The sequence below is a fragment of the Enterobacter sp. RIT637 genome (genome assembly GCF_019718755.1).
Classification (GTDB): domain Bacteria; phylum Pseudomonadota; class Gammaproteobacteria; order Enterobacterales; family Enterobacteriaceae; genus Enterobacter.
On the sequence record NZ_JAIHAZ010000005.1, the window covers coordinates 116,110 to 134,449 of the forward strand.

Genomic DNA, 18,340 nt, shown 5'->3' on the forward strand with positions numbered 1-18,340 from the left:
CTTTATATTCTGGAGTTTGAAAATGTCTCTAAGCGTTGAAGCTAAAGCTAAAATCGTTTCTGAGTTTGGTCGTGGTACTAACGACAGCGGTTCTACCGAAGTTCAGGTTGCACTGCTGACTGCACAGATTAACCACCTGCAGGGTCACTTTGCAGAGCACAAAAAAGATCACCACAGCCGTCGTGGTCTGCTGCGTATGGTTTCTCAGCGTCGTAAACTGCTCGACTACCTGAAACGTAAAGATGTTGCACGTTACACCGCGCTGATCGAGCGTCTGGGTCTGCGTCGCTAAGTCTTGCGAGTTTCAGAAAAGGGGGCCTGATGGCCCCTTTTTTCAACCAGACGGCAGCAATTCACTGGAAACTATTGTATTGTTGCTATAAATGATCTTCATTGCAGAGGTTCGCGCGGCTAATGAGAGGCTTCACCCATGGGGGTGTCGGTTGTCATTAGTCGCGAGGATGCGAAGAAGGTCGGGTTAAATCGTCAGCACACCTGTGGTGTGCTGTCATACATTTAAGAAAGGACAGAACTTTGCTGAATCCGATCGTTCGTAAATTCCAGTATGGTCAACATACCGTCACGCTGGAAACCGGCATGATGGCACGTCAGGCTACTGCTGCCGTTATGGTAAGCATGGATGACACCGCGGTATTCGTTACCGTTGTTGGCCAGAAAAAAGCTAAACCAGGTCAGGACTTCTTCCCGCTGACCGTTAACTACCAGGAGCGTACCTACGCTGCCGGTAAAATCCCGGGTGGTTTCTTCCGTCGTGAAGGCCGTCCAAGCGAAGGCGAAACCCTGATCGCGCGTCTGATTGACCGCCCGGTTCGTCCGCTGTTCCCGGAAGGCTTCGTTAACGAAGTACAGGTTATCGCGACCGTTGTTTCCGTTAACCCACAGGTTAACCCGGACATCGTTGCTATGATCGGCGCATCTGCTGCCCTGTCACTGTCTGGTATTCCATTCAATGGCCCAATCGGTGCCGCGCGCGTTGGCTACATCAACGACCAGTACGTGCTGAACCCAACTCAGGAAGAGCTGAAAGAAAGTAAGCTGGACCTGGTGGTTGCGGGTACTGAAGCCGCTGTGCTGATGGTTGAATCCGAAGCTGAACTGCTGAGCGAAGACCAGATGCTGGGCGCTGTGGTATTTGGCCACGACCAGCAGCAGATCGTTATCCAGAACATCAACGACCTGGTGAAAGAAGCCGGTAAACCACGTTGGGACTGGCAGCCAGAAGCAGTTAACGACGCGCTGAATGCACGCGTTGCTGCACTGGCAGGCGCACGCCTGAGCGATGCATACCGCATCACCGACAAACAAGAGCGTTACGCTCAGGTTGACGTCATCAAATCAGAAACCATCGCGACGCTGGTGGCTGAAGATGAATCCCTGGACGCTAACGAGCTGAGCGAAATTCTGCACGCTATCGAGAAAAACACCGTTCGCAGCCGCGTACTGGCAGGCGAACCGCGTATCGATGGCCGTGAAAAAGACATGATCCGTGGTCTGGACGTTCGTACTGGCGTACTGCCACGTACTCACGGTTCCGCACTGTTCACCCGTGGCGAAACGCAGGCGCTGGTTACCGCGACCCTGGGTACCGCACGTGACGCACAGAACATCGACGAACTGATGGGCGAGCGTACTGACAGCTTCCTGTTCCACTACAACTTCCCTCCGTACTCCGTTGGTGAGACCGGTATGGTTGGTTCGCCGAAGCGTCGTGAAATTGGTCACGGTCGTCTGGCGAAGCGCGGCGTGCTGGCAGTGATGCCAGAAGCTGACAAATTCCCGTACACCGTTCGTGTGGTTTCTGAAATCACCGAATCTAACGGTTCTTCTTCCATGGCTTCCGTGTGCGGTGCCTCTCTGGCGCTGATGGATGCAGGCGTACCAATCAAAGCCGCTGTGGCGGGTATCGCTATGGGTCTGGTGAAAGAAGGCGACAACTTTGTTGTTCTGTCTGACATCCTGGGCGACGAAGACCACCTGGGCGATATGGACTTCAAAGTCGCGGGTTCCCGCGAAGGTATCTCTGCGCTGCAGATGGATATCAAAATTGAAGGTATCACCAAAGAGATCATGCAGGTTGCTCTGAACCAGGCTAAAGGTGCGCGTCTGCACATCCTGGGCGTGATGGAACAGGCGATTAACGCGCCACGCGGCGACATTTCTCAGTTCGCTCCGCGTATCCACACCATCAAGATCAATCCAGACAAGATCAAAGACGTTATCGGTAAGGGCGGTTCCGTAATCCGTGCGCTGACCGAAGAGACTGGCACCACGATCGAAATCGAAGATGACGGTACTGTGAAGATCGCAGCAACCGACGGCGAAAAAGCGAAATTCGCTATTCGCCGCATCGAAGAGATCACTGCAGAGATCGAAGTGGGTCGTGTCTACGCAGGTAAAGTGACCCGTATCGTTGACTTTGGCGCGTTCGTCGCCATCGGTGGCGGTAAAGAAGGTCTGGTTCACATCTCTCAGATCGCTGACAAGCGCGTTGAGAAAGTGACCGATTACCTGCAGATGGGTCAGGAAGTGCCGGTTAAGGTTCTGGAAGTTGACCGTCAAGGCCGTATCCGTCTGAGCATTAAAGAAGCAACCGAGCAGTCTCCTGCCGCTGCGCCAGAAGCGCCAGCCGCAGAACAAGGCGAGTAAGGTAGCATTTGCCCTCCGCTTCGGCGGAGGGTTTATTATCAGGCAGGACGCCTTGTTAAGCCGCCGGGGGACAGGACGTTCATCCAATAGTTGTCTTCGGGAGTGGGAAATGAAGCCTTTTTTGCGCTGGTGTTTCGTTGCGACAGCTTTAACGCTGGCAGGATGCAGCAACTCTGCCTGGCGTAAGAGCGAAGTCCTCGCAGTGCCATTGCAACCGACTTTGCAGCAGGAAGTGATTCTGGCACGCATGGAACAAATTCTTGCCAGTCGGGCTTTAACCGATGACGAACGCGCACAGCTTTTATATGAGCGCGGAGTGTTGTATGATAGTCTCGGTCTGAGGGCATTAGCGCGGAATGATTTTTCACAAGCGCTGGCAATCCGACCTGATATGCCTGAAGTATTCAATTACTTAGGCATTTACTTAACGCAGGCAGGCAATTTTGATGCTGCCTATGAAGCGTTTGATTCTGTACTTGAGCTTGATCCAACTTACAACTACGCGCACTTGAATCGCGGTATCGCATTGTATTACGGCGGTCGTGATAAGTTAGCGCAAGATGATCTGCTGGCGTTTTATCAAGACGATCCTAATGATCCTTTCCGCAGCCTGTGGCTTTACATCGTTGAGCAGAAGCTCGATGAGAAGCAGGCCAAAGAAGCACTGAAACAGCGCTTCGAGAAATCGGACAAGGAACAATGGGGATGGAACATTGTCGAGTTCTACCTGGGCAACATTAGCGAAGCAACGCTGATGGAACGCCTCAAGGCGGACGCAACGGATAACACCTCGCTCGCTGAGCATCTCAGTGAAACCAACTTCTATTTAGGTAAGTACTACCTAAGTCTGGGGGATATGGACAGCGCTACGGCACTGTTCAAATTAGCGGTTGCTAACAACGTACACAACTTCGTTGAGCACCGTTATGCATTGTTGGAATTATCGCTCTTGGGCCAGGAGCAAGACGACCTGGCAGAATCGGACCAGCAATAGCTGACGACATAAACATCAGCCCGTAATCTTTTGATTGTCATCACCTTAACTGGTGAGGGCGTTGTTGTTCGTCAATACACCTACTTTGAGCCGGTTCACACTTTTCAATGAAAATTGCTAATCATTTTCACGATGAGCTAAGTAGACTGGCCGCCATTAATATCGAGGCACTTGTACTACATGGCTGAATTCGAAACCACTTTTGCAGATCTGGGCCTGAAGGCTCCTATCCTTGAAGCCCTTAACGATCTGGGTTACGAAAAACCATCTCCGATCCAGGCAGAATGTATCCCACATCTGCTCTCTGGTCGTGACGTGCTGGGCATGGCCCAGACTGGTAGCGGTAAAACTGCAGCATTCTCGCTGCCGCTGCTGAACAACATTGATCCGGACCTGCGTGCACCGCAGATCCTCGTCCTGGCTCCAACCCGTGAACTGGCTGTTCAGGTTGCTGAAGCAATGACGGAATTCTCTAAACATATGCGCGGCGTAAACGTGGTAGCCCTCTACGGCGGCCAGCGTTATGACGTGCAGTTACGCGCTCTGCGCCAGGGCCCACAGATTGTCGTCGGTACGCCGGGCCGTCTGCTGGATCACCTGAAGCGCGGTACTCTGGACCTCTCTAAACTGAGCGGCCTGGTACTGGATGAAGCAGATGAAATGCTGCGTATGGGCTTCATTGAAGACGTCGAAACCATCATGGCGCAGATCCCGGAAGGTCATCAGACCGCTCTGTTCTCTGCCACCATGCCAGAAGCGATTCGTCGTATCACCAAACGCTTCATGAAAGATCCTCAGGAAGTGCGTATTCAGTCCAGCGTAACCACTCGCCCGGACATCAGCCAGAGCTACTGGTCTGTGTACGGCATGCGCAAAAACGAAGCGCTGGTACGTTTCCTGGAAGCGGAAGATTTTGATGCGGCGATCATCTTCGTTCGTACCAAAAACGCGACCCTGGAAGTGGCTGAAGCCCTGGAGCGTAGCGGCTACAACAGCGCAGCGCTGAACGGTGACATGAACCAGGCCCTGCGTGAGCAGACTCTGGAGCGCCTGAAAGACGGTCGTCTGGATATCCTGATTGCAACCGACGTGGCAGCACGTGGTCTGGACGTTGAGCGTATCAGCCTGGTTGTAAACTACGACATCCCAATGGATTCTGAGTCTTACGTTCACCGTATCGGTCGTACCGGTCGTGCGGGTCGCGCTGGTCGTGCGCTGCTGTTCGTTGAGAACCGCGAGCGTCGTCTGCTGCGTAACATTGAACGCACCATGAAGCTGACCATTCCAGAAGCTGACCTGCCAAACGCAGATCTGCTGGGCAAACGCCGTCTGGAAAAATTCGCCGCGAAAGTACAGCAGCAGCTGGAAAGCAGCGATCTGGATCAGTACCGTGCGCTGCTGTCGCAGATTCAGCCTACCGCTGAAGGCGAAGAGCTGGACATGGAAACCCTGGCTGCAGCACTGCTGAAAATGGCTCAGGGCGAACGTAGCCTGATCGTGCCACCAGATGCGCCGATGCGTCCTAAGCGTGAATTCCGTGATCGTGACGATCGCTTCGAACGTCGTGGTGACCGCAATGACCGTGGTCCACGCGGTGACCGTCCAGAGCGCGGTGGTGAAGACCGTCCACGTCGTGAGCGTCGTGACGCTGGCGAAATGGAACTGTACCGCATTGAAGTGGGCCGTGATGACGGTGTTGAAGTTCGTCACATCGTTGGCGCGATCGCTAACGAAGGCGACATCAGCAGCCGTTACATCGGTAACATCAAGCTGTTCGGCTCTCACTCTACTATCGAGCTGCCTAAAGGCATGCCGGGCGAAGTACTGCAGCACTTTACTCGCACCCGTATCCTGAACAAGCCGATGAACATGCAGCTGATGGGTGATGCACAGCCTCGCTCTGACCGCGGTGGTGAGCGTCGTGGCGGTGGTCGCAGCTTCGGTGGCGAGCGTCGTGAAGGCGGTCGTAGCGAAGGTCGCGGTGAACCACGTCGTTTCTCCGGTGAACGCCGTGAAAACCGTGGCCCGCGCCGCGAAGAAGGCACCAGCCGTCGTCGTTTCGGTGACGCGTAAGCCTTACGCAACTGACGTAAAGTAATATATACAGCCCCGATAATTGCTATCGGGGCTTTTTTTATTCCCTTTGTACTCTTGTACTGGTACAGTGCTGCACATTAAACTGCATACCACATTTTTGACTGGAGTAATGGCTGTATGGCGACACTAACCACCACCCAAACGTCACCCTCGCTGCTCGGCGGCGTGGTGATCATCGGCGGTACCATCATTGGTGCTGGGATGTTCTCCCTGCCAGTGGTTATGTCCGGTGCGTGGTTCTTCTGGTCGCTGGCGGCGCTGGTGTTCACCTGGTTCTGCATGCTTCACTCCGGGCTGATGATCCTTGAGGCGAACCTGAACTACCGCATTGGCTCCAGCTTCGACACCATTACCAAAGATCTGCTGGGCAAAGGCTGGAACCTGGTGAACGGGCTGTCCATCGCGTTTGTGCTTTACATCCTGACCTACGCGTATATTTCGGCGAGCGGCTCGATTCTGCATCACACCTTCGCTGAGATGTCGCTGAACGTTCCGGCGCGTCTGGCGGGGCTCTGCTTTGCGCTGGGCGTGGCGTTTATCGTCTGGATGAGTACCAGGGCGGTGAGCCGCATGACGGCGATTGTGCTGGGTGCTAAGGTCATCACTTTCTTCCTGACCTTCGGCAGCCTGCTGGGGCACGTGACGCCCGCCACGCTGTTTAACGTCGCCGAAGTGAACACCTCCTACACGCCGTACCTGCTGATGACGCTGCCGTTCTGTCTGGCGTCGTTCGGCTATCACGGTAACGTGCCGAGCCTGATGAAGTACTACGGCAAAGATCCGCGCACCATTGTGAAGTGTCTGGTCTACGGCACGCTGCTGGCGCTGGGGCTGTACGTGATTTGGCTGCTGGGGACGATGGGCAACATCCCACGTCCAGAATTTATCGGCATTGCGCAGAAGGGCGGTAACATCGACGTGCTGGTGCAGGCGCTGAGCGGCGTGCTGAACAGCCGCAGCCTGGATCTGCTGCTGGTGGTCTTCTCTAACTTTGCGGTGGCGAGCTCTTTCCTCGGCGTGACCCTGGGCCTGTTTGACTACCTGGCGGATCTGTTTGGCTTTGATGATTCTGCGATGGGGCGCTTCAAAACCGCGCTGCTGACCTTCCTGCCGCCGATCGTGGGTGGTCTGCTGTGGCCGAACGGTTTCCTGTACGCCATCGGTTATGCAGGGCTGGCGGCAACCATTTGGGCGGCGATTGTGCCGGCGCTGCTGGCACGTAAATCACGTAAACGCTTCGGCAGCCCGAAATTCCGCGTCTGGGGCGGCAAGCCGATGATTGCGCTGATCCTGGTGTTTGGTGCTGGCAATGCCCTGGTACACGTGCTGTCGAGTTTTAACCTGCTGCCTGTGTATCAGTGAGTCTTTTGTGCCGGATGGCGGCTACGCCTTATCCGGCCTACGCGATCCCGTAGGCCCGGTAAGCGTAGCGCCACCGGGCGAAACAATGACTACCCCACCAACTCTTCTTTCACCTGCATCGCCAGTTCAAACGAATGCAAACGCGCCTGGTGATCGAAAATCTGGCCGTTGACCATAATCTCATCCGCCTGCGTTTCACGCAGCACCGCGTCCAGCCCGTGGCGCACTTTCGCTTTATCGCCTACCAGCGACATACTCAGCGCCTGCTGAACGCCATACTGTTCAGAGGCCGACCACAGCTGATGCATATTCTCCACCGGCGGCGGCAGCTGGCCCGTCTCACCGCGACGCAGCTTCACAAACGCCTGCTGCATGGAGGTAAACAGGAATTCCGCGTCGCGATTGCTGTCGGCGGCAATGATGTTGATACAGACCATCGCGTACGGCTTCTCCAGACGCTCGGACGGTTTGAAGTTCGTGCGGTAAAGATGCAGCGCCTGATGCAGCATATCCGGCGCGAAGTGCGAGGCAAAGGCAAACGGTAGTCCCAGTTGCGCGGCGAGCTGTGCGCTATACAGGCTCGATCCCAACAGCCACACCGGGATCTTCTCACCGTAGCCCGGGACCGGGCGCACATGCGGGTTCGGATCGCGCGCGTCGAACCACTCCACCAACTCGGCCACGTCGCGCGGGAAGTTGTCGATATCGCCGCTCATATGGCGACGCAGGGCGCGCATCGTCGGCTGGTCGCTACCGGGCGCACGACCAAGACCCAAATCAATCCGTCCCGGATAGAGCGTGTTCAGGGTGCCAAACTGCTCGGCAATCACCAGCGGGGCGTGGTTAGGCAGCATCACGCCGCCGGAGCCCAGGTGCAGGGTAGTCGTATTTGCTGCCAGATAGCCAATGAGTACCGAGGTGGCGGCGCTGGCGATGCCCACCATGTTGTGGTGCTCGGCCAGCCAGTAGCGGTGATAGCCACGCTTTTCGGCCAGCTGAGCCAGATCGAGAGAGTGCGAAAAGGCTTCTCGTGCCGAGGAGCCCTGAGGGATCGGCGCCAGATCCAGCACCGAAAACGGAATGGTTTTGTCAGTCATAACAGCTCACTTTGTCGACGGTGAATCTTTAATACTGCATTAAAAAATGATAACCGTTGTTAACAAAGTGAGCCTTTTTTACGCCTGAAGTTCCAGCCCGGCCAGACGCTTCCAATAGCCGTTGCAGTCGCTGTTTGCCGTCAGCGGCAGCGGCGCGGCACCCTTTTCGTTGGCGCGGAAGGCGTCCAGCATCGCGAACACGCCGGTATCCAGCGGCGACAAACGCACCATATCCACCAGCCCGTCCATCGACGCCAGCTCGTTGCCGAGGTTATAGACATAGCCGCTCATGGTCTGAATGCCGTTCAGGACAAACACCTGCTGATTCTCCTGCGACAGCATGCTGCGTCCGTTCGGGTACTTGATGCAGCAGGTTTCGCATTCGTCTTTCGGGCGGTCTTCCGAGCGCGCGGTAAAGCAGCGGGCGGAGTAGGCCAGCGGCAGATGCCCGTAGCTCAGCACCTCCACTTCAAACTGATTTCGAATACCCAGCTCGTCGCACTGATTCAGCAGGTTAGCCAGCCAGTCGCGGGAGAGTTCCACCGGCATGCACCAGCGCGTCATCCCCTGTTTGAGCAGCAGGCGCAGGGTCACGGCGTTATAGCAGTTCAGGGCATGTCCCGCGACAAACGGCAGCTTGCGTTCAGCGCACATGTTCACCACGCCGAGATCGCTCGCTTCCAGCAGGAACTCGCCATTTTCGACGTAGCGCTTCAGTTCGCCCAGTTCGGAAGACGCCTGCACCAGCGCGAGCGTCGAGAGCACCACCTGCTTGCCGCTGCCGGCAAGGCTTTTCGCCATGTCCAGCCAGTCACCCACTTTGGTGGCACGGCGCTTGCTGCACACCGCTTCGCCGAGGTAAATCACATCGGCGCTGCTGGTGGCGGCCTGTTGGTAAAAATCTTCCAGCGTCTCTTTTGGCCAGTAGTAGAGCACCGGTCCTAATGAATATTTCATGGTTATCTCACTGCCATTTACGGTGATACGCGCCAAGCGTCGTTTGCGTGCCTTCGGACATCGATCCGAGCGTCTCCATCCAGGCCGGCTGCGGAGCGTAGTTCATCGGGTCCGCCATGCAGCGGTCGATGGCCTGACGCCACACTTTCGCCACCTGGCTCACATAGGCCGGGCTGCGCTGACGACCTTCGATTTTCACCGAGGCAATATTCGCCGCCAGCAGTTCCGGCAGCAGCTCCAGCGTGTTGAGGCTGGTAGGCTCCTCAAGCGCGTGGTAGCGCTCGCCGTCGACCAGGTAGCGGCCTTTGCACAGGGTTGGATAACCGGCGTTTTCACCGTCCTGATAGCGGTCAATCAGCACCTCATTCAGGCGAGACTCCAGCCCCTGAGGGGTCTGCTGCCAGCGAACAAAGCGGGCAGGGGAGCAGGCTCCGACGGTATTCGGCGATTCACCGGTTAAATAAGAGGAGAGATAGCAGCGGCCTTCGGCCATGATGCACAGGCTGCCAAAGGCAAAAACTTCCAGCGGCACTGGCGTGACGCGCGCGAGTTGCTTAACCTGATGAATAGAGAGCACGCGCGGCAGCACCACGCGGGCCACGTCGAAGTGTTGATGATAAAAACGCACGGCTTCTTCGTTGGTGGCGGATGCCTGAACGGAGACGTGGCGCTCAATATGCGGATAGCGTTCTGCTGCATACTCAAGCATGGCAAGGTCGGCCAGGATCAGTGCATCGGCACCCAGCTGTGCCGCCATGTCCACCGCGCGCTGCCAGCGAGCGTAGCCATCAGGATGGGCAAAGGTGTTGATGGCAATGTGCAGTTTGCGGCGGTGCTGATGAACGAAGTTAACGGCTTCCTGAAGCTTTTTCTCCGTAAAGTTGAGGCCAGCAAAATGGCGGGCGTTGGTATCATCCTTTAGCCCGATATAGACCGCATCGGCCCCATTTTCGATGGCCGCCTTAAGCGCCGGAAGGTTTCCGGCAGGGCAGAGCAGCTCCATAATTTATCCTGAAGTTCTCGATCGCTGAGATCGCAAAATTGTTAACGAGCTGGGATTTTAATTAACCCACAGGCGACAATTTTTGATTTAAGGCAGCTAATGGCGTATTGATGACACCAATAATGAGGTAAGCCGGACGACGGTTTGTTGATTTACGCCGCTATGTTCTGGAATGGATGTGGCAAAATAGCGGGATTACAGATATCAGGGAGTAAAGCTCGTGCTGGAGAAACTGCGTTCACGTCTCGTACAATTTGGTCCATCTATGCTGAGCGTGCCGGTCAAGCTGGCACCGTTCGCGCTTAAGCGCCAGGTGCTGGAGCAGGTCCTGAGCTGGCAGTTCCGCCAGGCGCTGCAGGACGGCGAGCTGGAGTTCCTGGAAGGCCGCTGGCTGAGCATTGAGGTGCGTGACATCGGGCTGCGCTGGTTTACCTCCGTAGAGAACGGCCAGTTGATCGTACGCGAATCAGCCGAGGCGGACGTGAGCTTTAGCGCCAACGCCAGCGATCTGCTGATGATCGCCGCGCGAAAGCAGGATCCGGATACGCTCTTCTTCCAGCGCCGTCTGGTGATTGAAGGGGACACGGAGCTTGGCCTGTATGTGAAGAATTTAATGGATGCCATTGAGCTGGAGCAGATGCCGAAGGCGCTGCGCGTGATGTTGATGCAAATGGCAGATTTTGTTGAGGCCGGGTTGAAAACCCCGCCGGACGGTAAACACACTTCAGTAGGTGAGCCATGCTGATTCGAGTCGAAATTGGGATTGATGCACCGGGTATCGATGCGTTATTGCGCCGCTCTTTTGAGAGCGATGCGGAAGCTCAACTGGTCCACGATCTCCGTGAAGACGGTCTGATCACGCTGGGGCTGGTTGCTACCGATGATGAAGGTCAGGTTGTCGGCTATGTTGCCTTCAGCCCGGTCATCGTTCAGGGCGACGACCTTCAGTGGGTGGGAATGGCACCGCTGGCGGTAGATGAAAACTATCGCGGGCAAGGTCTGGCGCGCCAGCTTGTCTATGAAGGGCTGGACTCGCTGAATGAGTTTGGCTATGCCGCCGTAGTCACGCTGGGCGATCCGGCGTTCTATGGTCGATTAGGTTTCGAGCAGGCCGCGCATTACGATCTGCGCTGCCGCTGGCCGGGGACCGAGTCCGCCTTCCAGGTGCACCGTCTGGCGGACGACGCGCTTAACGGCGTCAATGGCCTGGTGGACTACCACGACCATTTCAATCGCTTTTAATCAGGCTCTCGCGTAGCGCCTCAAAGGAGCCGTCTCCGGTCACGAGGCGCTCCTTCTGGCGCTTCGTCAGCTGCTTGATACGGTATTCCAGCCTGAGCGCCAGCGATCTGTCGCCCACCGCGGCTGAAAATGCCAGCTGCAGTTCCCCTTTCCCCCGCAGCGCCTTTGCTCCTTTCCCCGTTTGATGCTGTAAAAAACGCCGCGCCACATCGGTGGTGATCCCGGTGTAGAGAGCGTTATCAGCGGTTCGGACAAGATAGAGAAACCAGCACACGGTAAAAAGATTCAGTATGTTAAGGTGAACGCACCATAGCATGAGAGAGAACGAAAATGGAAACACTGGCCGCCATTAACCGCTGGCTGGCGAAGCAGCATGTTGTCACCTGGTGCGTTTATGACGAGGGTGAGATGTGGTGCGCTAACGCGTTTTACTACTACGACCCTGAGCGCGTGGCTTTTTACGTCATGAGTGAAGACAAAACGCGTCATGCACAGATGACCGGCCAGCAGGCAAAGGTAGCGGGCACGGTGAACGGCCAGCCGAAAACGGTCGCGCTGATCCGTGGGGTGCAGTTTAAAGGTGAAATTCGTCGGCTGGATGGCGAAGAGAGCGACGCGCGCCGTAAGCTCTACACGCGCCGCTTTCCCGTTGCAGCTGCGCTAAAAGCCCCGGTGTGGGAAATCCGCCTCGATGAGCTGAAATTTACCGACAACACCCTGGGCTTTGGCAAGAAGCTGCACTGGCTACGCGCCGAGCAGGCGTAGCGCTTCGCGGTTAAACGCCGGGAGATCGTCCGGCGTTCGGCTGGTGATCAGCTGGTCTTTGTCGTTGACCACCTCCTGATCGTAAAACTCGGCCCCCGCATTTTTGAGATCGATAACGATAGGCTTCACGGCGGTAAGCTTACGCCCGCGCACGACTTCTGCGCTGATCAGCAGCTGCGGGCCGTGGCAGATAGCAAATACCGGTTTACCGGTGCTCACAAAGTCACGGGTGAAGGTGACGAAGCGCTCGTCCCCGCGCAGGGAGTCGGGTGAATGGCCACCGGGTAACAGCAGGGCGTCGAAATCGGACGGGCTGACGTTATCAATTGACTCGTCAATCGTCACGCTGGCTTCGCCCTTATGGCCTGTCACCGTTTTGCCCGCTTCTTTCTCAATGGTGATGACCTCATGTCCCGCCTTGCGGAACGCCTCTGCTGGAGAGGTGAATTCTGAATCTTCAAACTCGTCGGTGATCAAGACTGCGATTTTCTTGCCCATGCTTCCTCCGTTGTTTTGGCTTCAGACTGATTTTTCTCCGCTTGTGGTAAATACTTACCTGTAACAGACTTCTAAGTGTGGTCGACGACGCTGAGTTCGCAAACGGACAATTCTGTAAAGGGGATACGATGAGTCAGGTATTGATTACGGGCGCCACCGGGCTGGTGGGCGATCATCTGCTGCGGCTGCTGATTCAGGATCGCCGCGTGAACTACATTGCAGCGTCTACGCGTCGCCCGCTGGCGGACGTCTCCGGCGTATTTAACCCGCACGATCCGCAGCTGACGGACGCGCTGGCGCAGGTTCAGGATCCCATTGATATCGCCTTTTGCTGTCTGGGCACCACGCGGCGCGAGGCGGGCAGCAAAGAGGCATTTATCCATGCCGACTACACGCTGGTAGTGGACACCGCGCTCACGGCGAAAAAGCTGGGGGCCAAACATTTTCTGGTGGTCAGCGCGCTGGGCGCCAATGCCGGGTCGCCTTTCTTCTACAACAAGGTGAAGGGCAAGATGGAGGATGCGCTGATTGCGCAGAAATGGGAGCAACTGACGATTGTGCGCCCCTCGATGCTGAGCGGCCACAGGGACGAACGCCGGTTTAACGAGTCGATACTGGCCCCGCTGTTTAAGATCCTTCCTGGCAACTTGAAATCCATCGACGCGCGGGACGTCGCTCTTGCGATGCTAAAAGAGGGGCTGGCGCCGTTGAAAGCGGGGGTCAACATTATCCCTTCGGCAAAACTGCGTGAAATAGCTCAGGACGAGGCGTAAACTCCCCCGGCTAATTAAATAACACTCTCCGGGGAATGCTATGACTGGTCAGTCTTCATCTCAGGCGGCAACACCTGTTCAATGGTGGAAGCCCGCACTTTTCTTTCTCGTGGTCATTATTGGCCTCTGGTATGTGAAATGGCAGCCGTACTACGGCAAAGCCTTCACCGCCGCCGAAACGCACAGCATCGGTAAATCTATTCTCGCTCAGGCTGATTCCAGCCCGCTTCAGGCTGCGTGGGATTACGCCATGGTCTACTTCCTTGCCGTCTGGAAGGCCGCCGTCTTAGGCGTGATCCTGGGCTCGCTGATTCAGGTGCTTATCCCCCGCAACTGGCTGGTGAAAACGCTTGGTCAGCCGCGCTTTCAGGGCACGCTGCTGGGGACGATTTTCTCCCTGCCGGGGATGATGTGCTCCTGCTGTGCCGCGCCCGTGGCTGCAGGGATGCGTCGTCAGCGCGTGTCGATGGGCGGCGCGCTGGCGTTCTGGATGGGTAACCCGCTGCTCAACCCGGCGACGCTGGTGTTTATGGGCTTCGTGCTGGGCTGGCATTTTGCGGCTATCCGCCTGGTGGCCGGGCTGGCGACGGTGCTGGTGGTGGCGACGCTGGTGCAAAAACTGGTGAAGGACAACGCGCCTGAGACCGCTGCCGTTGAGCTGGAGATCAGCGAGCCACAGGGCGGATTTTTTGCCCGCTGGGGCAACGCGCTGTGGCAGCTTTTCTGGAGCACCATCCCGGTTTATATCCTGGCGGTGCTGGTATTGGGGGCGGCGCGCGTCTGGCTGTTCCCGCATGCGGATGGCGCTATCGACAACACCCTGATGTGGGTTATCGCAATGGCGGTTGCGGGCTGCCTGTTCGTGATCCCAACGGCGGCGGAAATTCCGATTGTTCAGACCATGATGCTGGCCGGCATGGGGACCGCCCCGGCGCTGGCGTTGCTGATTACGCTGCCGGCGATCAGCCTGCCGTCGCTTATCATGCTGCGTAAGTCATTCCCGGCGAAAGCGCTGTGGTTGACCGCGGGGCTGGTGGCGTTGAGTGGCGTGGTGGTGGGGAGTATTGCGCTTCTGTGAAAAACGCCCGGTGGCGCTATGCTTACCGGGCCTACAAAAAAATCCCCTCAAGTGAGGGGATTTTTATTATTTAATGTAAGTAAACGCGGTGGTGACGTGCTTCACGCCACTCACCCGGCTGGCGATATCCGCCGCCGCTTTCCCTTCACGCTCGGTCACCAGACCCAGCAGGAACACTTCGCCGTTCTCGGTGGTTACTTTCACGTTTGACGATTTTACCTGGTCCGATCCCAGCAGCTGAGAGCGCACTTTGGTGGTGATCCAGGTATCGGAAGACGCATCGCCCAAACCAATTGGCTGGCCCTGGCGCACCTCATTGAACACCTCTGTTGTCCCTTCTACACCCATCGCGATCTGTTTAGCGCGGGAGGCTAATTCAGTATTAGGTGCCTGGCCTGCCAGCAGCACTTTGCCCTGATAAGCCGTTACGTTAATACGCGCTTCTTTCTTGATTTGTTCGTCTTTCGACAGCGCACTGTTGACGCGCAGCTCCAGCGTGCCGTCATCAACCTGCGTCCCGACAGAACGCGGGTCGGTTGCCGCTTTGGTGCCGACAGCTGCGGTACCGACAACAGCTGCGGCAATACATCCCTGAAGTAGAAGTGCAGACATAAGGACTGCAAGGGTCGATAAAGCCTTCATTAGAACTCCTTAATCATCCTGGTGAGGGAAAAGCGTGTTATCGATCAGATCGCATAAGCAGTTGACCGTGAGCATGTGCATCTCCTGAATACGCGCGCTACGGTGAGACGGAATACGAATTTCCACATCCTGCGGCCCCAGTAAACCTGCCAGCTCGCCGCCGTCATAGCCGGTCAGCGCAACGATGGTCATATCGCGGGTGACCGCTGCTTCAACGGCTTTCACGATATCCCGGCTGTTACCGCGCGTGGAGATGGCCAGCAGCACGTCCCCGGCATGGCCTAAGGCGCGCACCTGCTTCGCGTAAATCTCGTCATGTAGACGATCGTTAGCAATCGCTGTTAAGACCACATTATCGGTATTAAGTGCAATGGCAGGTAAACTCGGGCGTTCTGTTTCAAAACGATTGATCATGCTGGCAGCAAAATGCTGTGCGTTGGCGGCTGAGGTGCCATTGCCACAACAGAGGATTTTGTTGCCGTTCAGAAGAGACTGTACCAGCGTCATTGCTGCGCGGGAGATCGCGTCCGGGAGGGCTTCCGCCGCGGCAATTTGTGTTTGAATGCTTTCTGTGAAGCACACTTTAATTCTTTCGAGCACGTTATCCCTTTAAATCTCAATTATGCGTCTTCGCCAAAAGCGTTTTTAAGCCATTCGATCTCATTTCCGGTGAAGGCTATCACATCGAACCGGCAATCCACAGTATCAAAGCTCCCATTATGGCGGGCAAGCCACAAGAGGGCAGTCTGTAATAATTTTTGTTGTTTGGCGAGCGTCACGCTGGCGGCAGCACCGCCAAAACGGGAGGACTGTCGAAAACGCACTTCTACAAACACGGTGACCTGACCGTCTTTCATGATCAGGTCGATTTCGCCGCCGCGCCCGCGGACGTTGGCGGCGATAAAACGCAGTCCTTTGCCTTCAAGCCAGCGACGCGCTTTTAACTCCCACGCATCGCCGGTCTCTTTACGGCTTAACTGGCCGGGACGATCTGCCCCTGCTGGTATTTGAGCCATGATAACTTCCTGTTAATCACACAATCCTGAGTGGCGGTCAGATCGCCGGTGTTGCCGTTAAGCTCGAAGCCCGGCACCTGACGCATCTGGGTAAAGTGGTTTGCCAGCGCCCACGCATCCACGCCCATCGCATACAGACGTGCCAGCGAGTAGTCGTTACGTACCGAGCTCAGCGCCTGCTGCATCAGCGGCGGGTTGCTGCCCGCGAGCATTGGGATTTCGCTGTACTGCAGGCCGTCCATTTCCAGACGGAAATCCGGGCCTGCGGTGCCCTGCGCGCTGCGCGAGCTGGCGTATAGGGTTGCGCCGCTCTGGCTGCCGTTGCGCATCGCGATCATCGGCTTGATGAAGGCAATCTCTTCCGGCGTCGCGACAATGTAGGCCGCATCCACTTTGCCGCCACCGCTGATTTGCGCGTCGGTAGGCGGTGCAGGAATGGTCAGGCCGCCGATGGTTACGCTCTGCTGCTGCGGCAGGCTGGCGCTGACCGGGCTGCCGTTAAGGGCGATACCTGCGCCGCCGTTGACGCCAGCGCGCAATTCAGAGACGGAACCGAACTTCTGTTGCAGCACCACGCCACCGCCGATCTTCTGCCACTCATCGGCAAAGGCACTGGCAACACGATCGCCCAACGCGCTGCGCGGGATCAGCAGCAGCGGCGCCTGTTTACCCTGTTCGTGAATATGACGCGCCGCGTCGCGGGCTTCATCTTCTGGCGAGAGAGCAAAGTAGCAGATGTTGGCGCGGTTCTGCACGTTCTCTGGCTGGTTAAGCGCCAGCACGTTCAGCGTGGTGTTGCTCTTTATCAGCGTATCCACGTCGTTTTTCAGCAGAGGGCCGACAACGATGCTCGCGCCATCTTTTTGCACCTGCGCCAGCACTTGATCGAGCGGCTGAGCGGTGGTGTCGTAGATTTTCAGCTCAGCACTCGGGTTGGCGCTGGTGGTTGCCACGGCCTGAGGCTGAGTGGCAGGTTGCTGTTCTGCTGGCGCGGCTTGCGGTTGTGGCTGTTCAGCCGTCACGGGAGCCTGAGTTTCCGCAGGAGCCTGTACTGCTTCAGGTGCTGGCGTTGCTGCTGGTGGCGTCGTCGGCGCGGTGACCGGGTTCTGCATCGTTCCCTGCGCTGGCGCCTGTGTTGCAGTCAGGTCGCTGGTTTCAACGGCAGAAGGGCTGACAACGTCGTTCACGTTAGCAGCCTGCGCGGACTGAGCCGGTACAGCACTACCGCTTACGGCAGTCGTCCCGTTTTTCGCCGCTTCAAAGCCTTGCTGAATGGTGCGACCAAAGACCGCCGCCTGGCCGTTCAACGGCAGAAGCAGCGCTATTTTGCTGGTTGAGGCTGGCTTAAAGTTCTGCACATTCACCAGCTGCGTCGGCAACATTTTTGCGCCCGGGTTTTGCGGGTAGCGGGTCTGCCAGTCGGTAATACCTGCTTTCAGCATCGTTGGATCGCTGCGGTTGTTAAACCACATCTGCTGCAGATCCAGCCAGCCCTGCAAGACATTTTCGTCGGCGTTAATAACCAGCGTTTGCGCCTGCTCCTGGGTCATGGAGGCGAGCGCCTGCCAGGTTGCATCGATATTTTTCTGTTTATCCGCACCGGCGAGCAGCGGCTCCTGGGCGATAAGCGCGCGCAGCAGCGTCAGGGAAGGGCGACCCTGCTCGGCGGTAATGCCCGCCTGCCAGAAGCGCGCCTGCTGGTTTTTGTCCAGCGCCCCGACGTCGATGTCTCCGAGGATTTTCTTCGCAGCCGCATAATCTTTCTGCGCCACCTTCAGTTCAGCAGAGAGCAGACCCTGCTCGCGGCGCTGATCGTCGTTAAGATCCTGCGGCAGCTGATTGAACAGTTCGGCGGCCTGCTGGGTTTTCCCTTCTTTCAGCAGTGCACGAATGGCGAGTAATTGCCAGTTGGTCTTGGTATCATTTGAGCTCTGCGACATTTGTTGCAGATAAAAGCCAGAATCAGCCTGAGCGGATCCCTGCATATGGGCAGCGGTCTGATCGGGTGCCTGGGTGCCACAGCCTGCAAAGATCAGGGCTGCGAGCAGAAGCGGCACGCTGCGCGTGGCTTTTTTTCGAAGAAACGTTAACGGTACCATACTGTATCCAGTGATTTTTTTTACGCAATGCTCAATATTAAATCGGCAAT

General features: G+C 56.7%; 20 protein-coding genes. 11 read left to right on the plus strand and 9 right to left on the minus strand.

Annotation, left to right across the window (positions count from 1 at the left end; all coding sequences use genetic code 11):
- Window positions 1-22 precede the first annotated feature (22 nt).
- The 6 genes from rpsO (at window position 23) to mtr (ending at window position 7,120) form a co-directional block, all read left to right on the plus strand.
- Window positions 23-292, plus strand: a complete 270-nt coding sequence (rpsO, locus tag K5E19_RS10475; protein ID WP_003861789.1) for a 30S ribosomal protein S15 — start codon at window positions 23-25, stop codon at window positions 290-292.
- 242 nt (window positions 293-534) lie between these two features.
- The gene (gene pnp, locus K5E19_RS10480; protein WP_100166516.1) at window positions 535-2,667 is read left to right on the plus strand and encodes a polyribonucleotide nucleotidyltransferase; all 2,133 of its coding nucleotides are present in this window, start codon (window positions 535-537) and stop codon (window positions 2,665-2,667) included.
- 109 nt (window positions 2,668-2,776) lie between these two features.
- Window positions 2,777-3,661, plus strand: coding sequence for a lipoprotein NlpI (gene nlpI, locus K5E19_RS10485; RefSeq protein ID WP_003861782.1), 885 nt, complete (start codon window positions 2,777-2,779; stop codon window positions 3,659-3,661).
- Between the two features lie 107 nt (window positions 3,662-3,768).
- Entirely contained in the window at window positions 3,769-3,849 is an 81-nt protein-coding gene (yrbN, locus tag K5E19_RS10490) for a protein YrbN (RefSeq protein WP_097397692.1), read from the plus strand.
- Window positions 3,842-5,734, plus strand: a complete 1,893-nt coding sequence (locus K5E19_RS10495) for a DEAD/DEAH family ATP-dependent RNA helicase (RefSeq protein ID WP_221551138.1) — start codon at window positions 3,842-3,844, stop codon at window positions 5,732-5,734. The genes yrbN and K5E19_RS10495 overlap by 8 nt, the downstream gene beginning before the upstream one ends.
- A gap of 141 nt (window positions 5,735-5,875) precedes the next feature.
- On the plus strand, window positions 5,876-7,120 hold the full coding sequence (mtr, locus tag K5E19_RS10500) for a tryptophan permease (protein ID WP_221551139.1): 1,245 nt from the start codon (window positions 5,876-5,878) through the stop codon (window positions 7,118-7,120).
- An 89-nt stretch (window positions 7,121-7,209) separates the two neighbouring features.
- Here the strand turns inward: mtr and K5E19_RS10505 are convergent, their stop codons facing one another.
- The 3 genes from K5E19_RS10505 to K5E19_RS10515 all read right to left on the minus strand — a co-directional run bounded on the left by K5E19_RS10505 (window position 7,210) and on the right by K5E19_RS10515 (window position 10,177).
- Window positions 7,210-8,217 carry a luciferase-like monooxygenase gene (locus tag K5E19_RS10505; protein WP_221551140.1) on the minus strand — a complete coding sequence of 336 codons (1,008 nt, stop codon included), beginning with the start codon at window positions 8,215-8,217 and terminating at the stop codon, window positions 7,210-7,212.
- A 78-nt stretch (window positions 8,218-8,295) separates the two neighbouring features.
- Entirely contained in the window at window positions 8,296-9,174 is an 879-nt protein-coding gene (locus tag K5E19_RS10510; RefSeq protein ID WP_221551141.1) for a U32 family peptidase, read from the minus strand.
- Between the two features lie 7 nt (window positions 9,175-9,181).
- On the minus strand, window positions 9,182-10,177 hold the full coding sequence (locus K5E19_RS10515; RefSeq protein ID WP_221551142.1) for a peptidase U32 family protein: 996 nt from the start codon (window positions 10,175-10,177) through the stop codon (window positions 9,182-9,184).
- A 220-nt stretch (window positions 10,178-10,397) separates the two neighbouring features.
- Here K5E19_RS10515 and K5E19_RS10520 point away from each other — a divergent pair, with 220 nt between their 5' ends.
- Together K5E19_RS10520 and K5E19_RS10525 are read left to right on the plus strand one after the other, a co-directional pair.
- A complete protein-coding gene (locus K5E19_RS10520; RefSeq protein ID WP_221551143.1) occupies window positions 10,398-10,922 on the plus strand; it encodes an SCP2 domain-containing protein in 525 nt (174 codons plus the stop codon).
- On the plus strand, window positions 10,916-11,419 hold the full coding sequence (locus K5E19_RS10525; protein WP_010435964.1) for a GNAT family N-acetyltransferase: 504 nt from the start codon (window positions 10,916-10,918) through the stop codon (window positions 11,417-11,419). Before K5E19_RS10520 ends, K5E19_RS10525 begins: the two co-directional genes overlap by 7 nt.
- On the opposite strand, the gene K5E19_RS10530 is transcribed toward K5E19_RS10525, so the two are convergent.
- Window positions 11,406-11,735, minus strand: a complete 330-nt coding sequence (locus K5E19_RS10530) for a GIY-YIG nuclease family protein (protein ID WP_045260079.1) — start codon at window positions 11,733-11,735, stop codon at window positions 11,406-11,408. The genes K5E19_RS10525 and K5E19_RS10530 overlap by 14 nt on opposite strands.
- Before the next feature lie 14 nt (window positions 11,736-11,749).
- Here K5E19_RS10530 and K5E19_RS10535 point away from each other — a divergent pair, with 14 nt between their 5' ends.
- On the plus strand, window positions 11,750-12,184 hold the full coding sequence (locus K5E19_RS10535; RefSeq protein ID WP_023309322.1) for a YhbP family protein: 435 nt from the start codon (window positions 11,750-11,752) through the stop codon (window positions 12,182-12,184).
- Here K5E19_RS10535 and K5E19_RS10540 read toward each other — a convergent pair.
- Window positions 12,164-12,682, minus strand: coding sequence for a type 1 glutamine amidotransferase domain-containing protein (locus K5E19_RS10540; protein ID WP_218308262.1), 519 nt, complete (start codon window positions 12,680-12,682; stop codon window positions 12,164-12,166). The genes K5E19_RS10535 and K5E19_RS10540 overlap by 21 nt on opposite strands.
- Window positions 12,683-12,810: 128 nt before the next feature.
- Between K5E19_RS10540 and K5E19_RS10545 the strand changes: the two genes are divergently transcribed.
- Together K5E19_RS10545 and K5E19_RS10550 are read left to right on the plus strand one after the other, a co-directional pair.
- Window positions 12,811-13,455 (plus strand): NAD(P)H-binding protein, encoded by a 645-nt coding sequence (locus K5E19_RS10545; RefSeq protein WP_221551144.1) that lies wholly within the window; start codon window positions 12,811-12,813, stop codon window positions 13,453-13,455.
- Window positions 13,456-13,495: 40 nt separating this feature from the next.
- A complete protein-coding gene (locus tag K5E19_RS10550) occupies window positions 13,496-14,533 on the plus strand; it encodes a permease (protein WP_221551145.1) in 1,038 nt (345 codons plus the stop codon).
- A 66-nt stretch (window positions 14,534-14,599) separates the two neighbouring features.
- Here K5E19_RS10550 and dolP read toward each other — a convergent pair whose 3' ends face one another.
- From dolP to K5E19_RS10570, 4 genes are read right to left on the minus strand one after another with little or no spacing between them, the layout of a single operon-like run.
- Window positions 14,600-15,175, minus strand: coding sequence for a division/outer membrane stress-associated lipid-binding lipoprotein (gene dolP / locus K5E19_RS10555; protein WP_089599837.1), 576 nt, complete (start codon window positions 15,173-15,175; stop codon window positions 14,600-14,602).
- A gap of 9 nt (window positions 15,176-15,184) precedes the next feature.
- Complete coding sequence (diaA, locus tag K5E19_RS10560; RefSeq protein ID WP_003861754.1) at window positions 15,185-15,775, minus strand: DnaA initiator-associating protein DiaA; 591 nt, start codon at window positions 15,773-15,775, stop codon at window positions 15,185-15,187.
- Window positions 15,776-15,795: 20 nt separating this feature from the next.
- Window positions 15,796-16,191, minus strand: a complete 396-nt coding sequence (locus tag K5E19_RS10565; protein ID WP_221551146.1) for a YraN family protein — start codon at window positions 16,189-16,191, stop codon at window positions 15,796-15,798.
- Window positions 16,149-18,290: a penicillin-binding protein activator gene (locus K5E19_RS10570; RefSeq protein WP_221551147.1), complete on the minus strand. Its 2,142-nt coding sequence runs from the start codon at window positions 18,288-18,290 to the stop codon at window positions 16,149-16,151. The genes K5E19_RS10565 and K5E19_RS10570 overlap by 43 nt, the downstream gene beginning before the upstream one ends.
- Window positions 18,291-18,340: the final 50 nt, after the last annotated feature.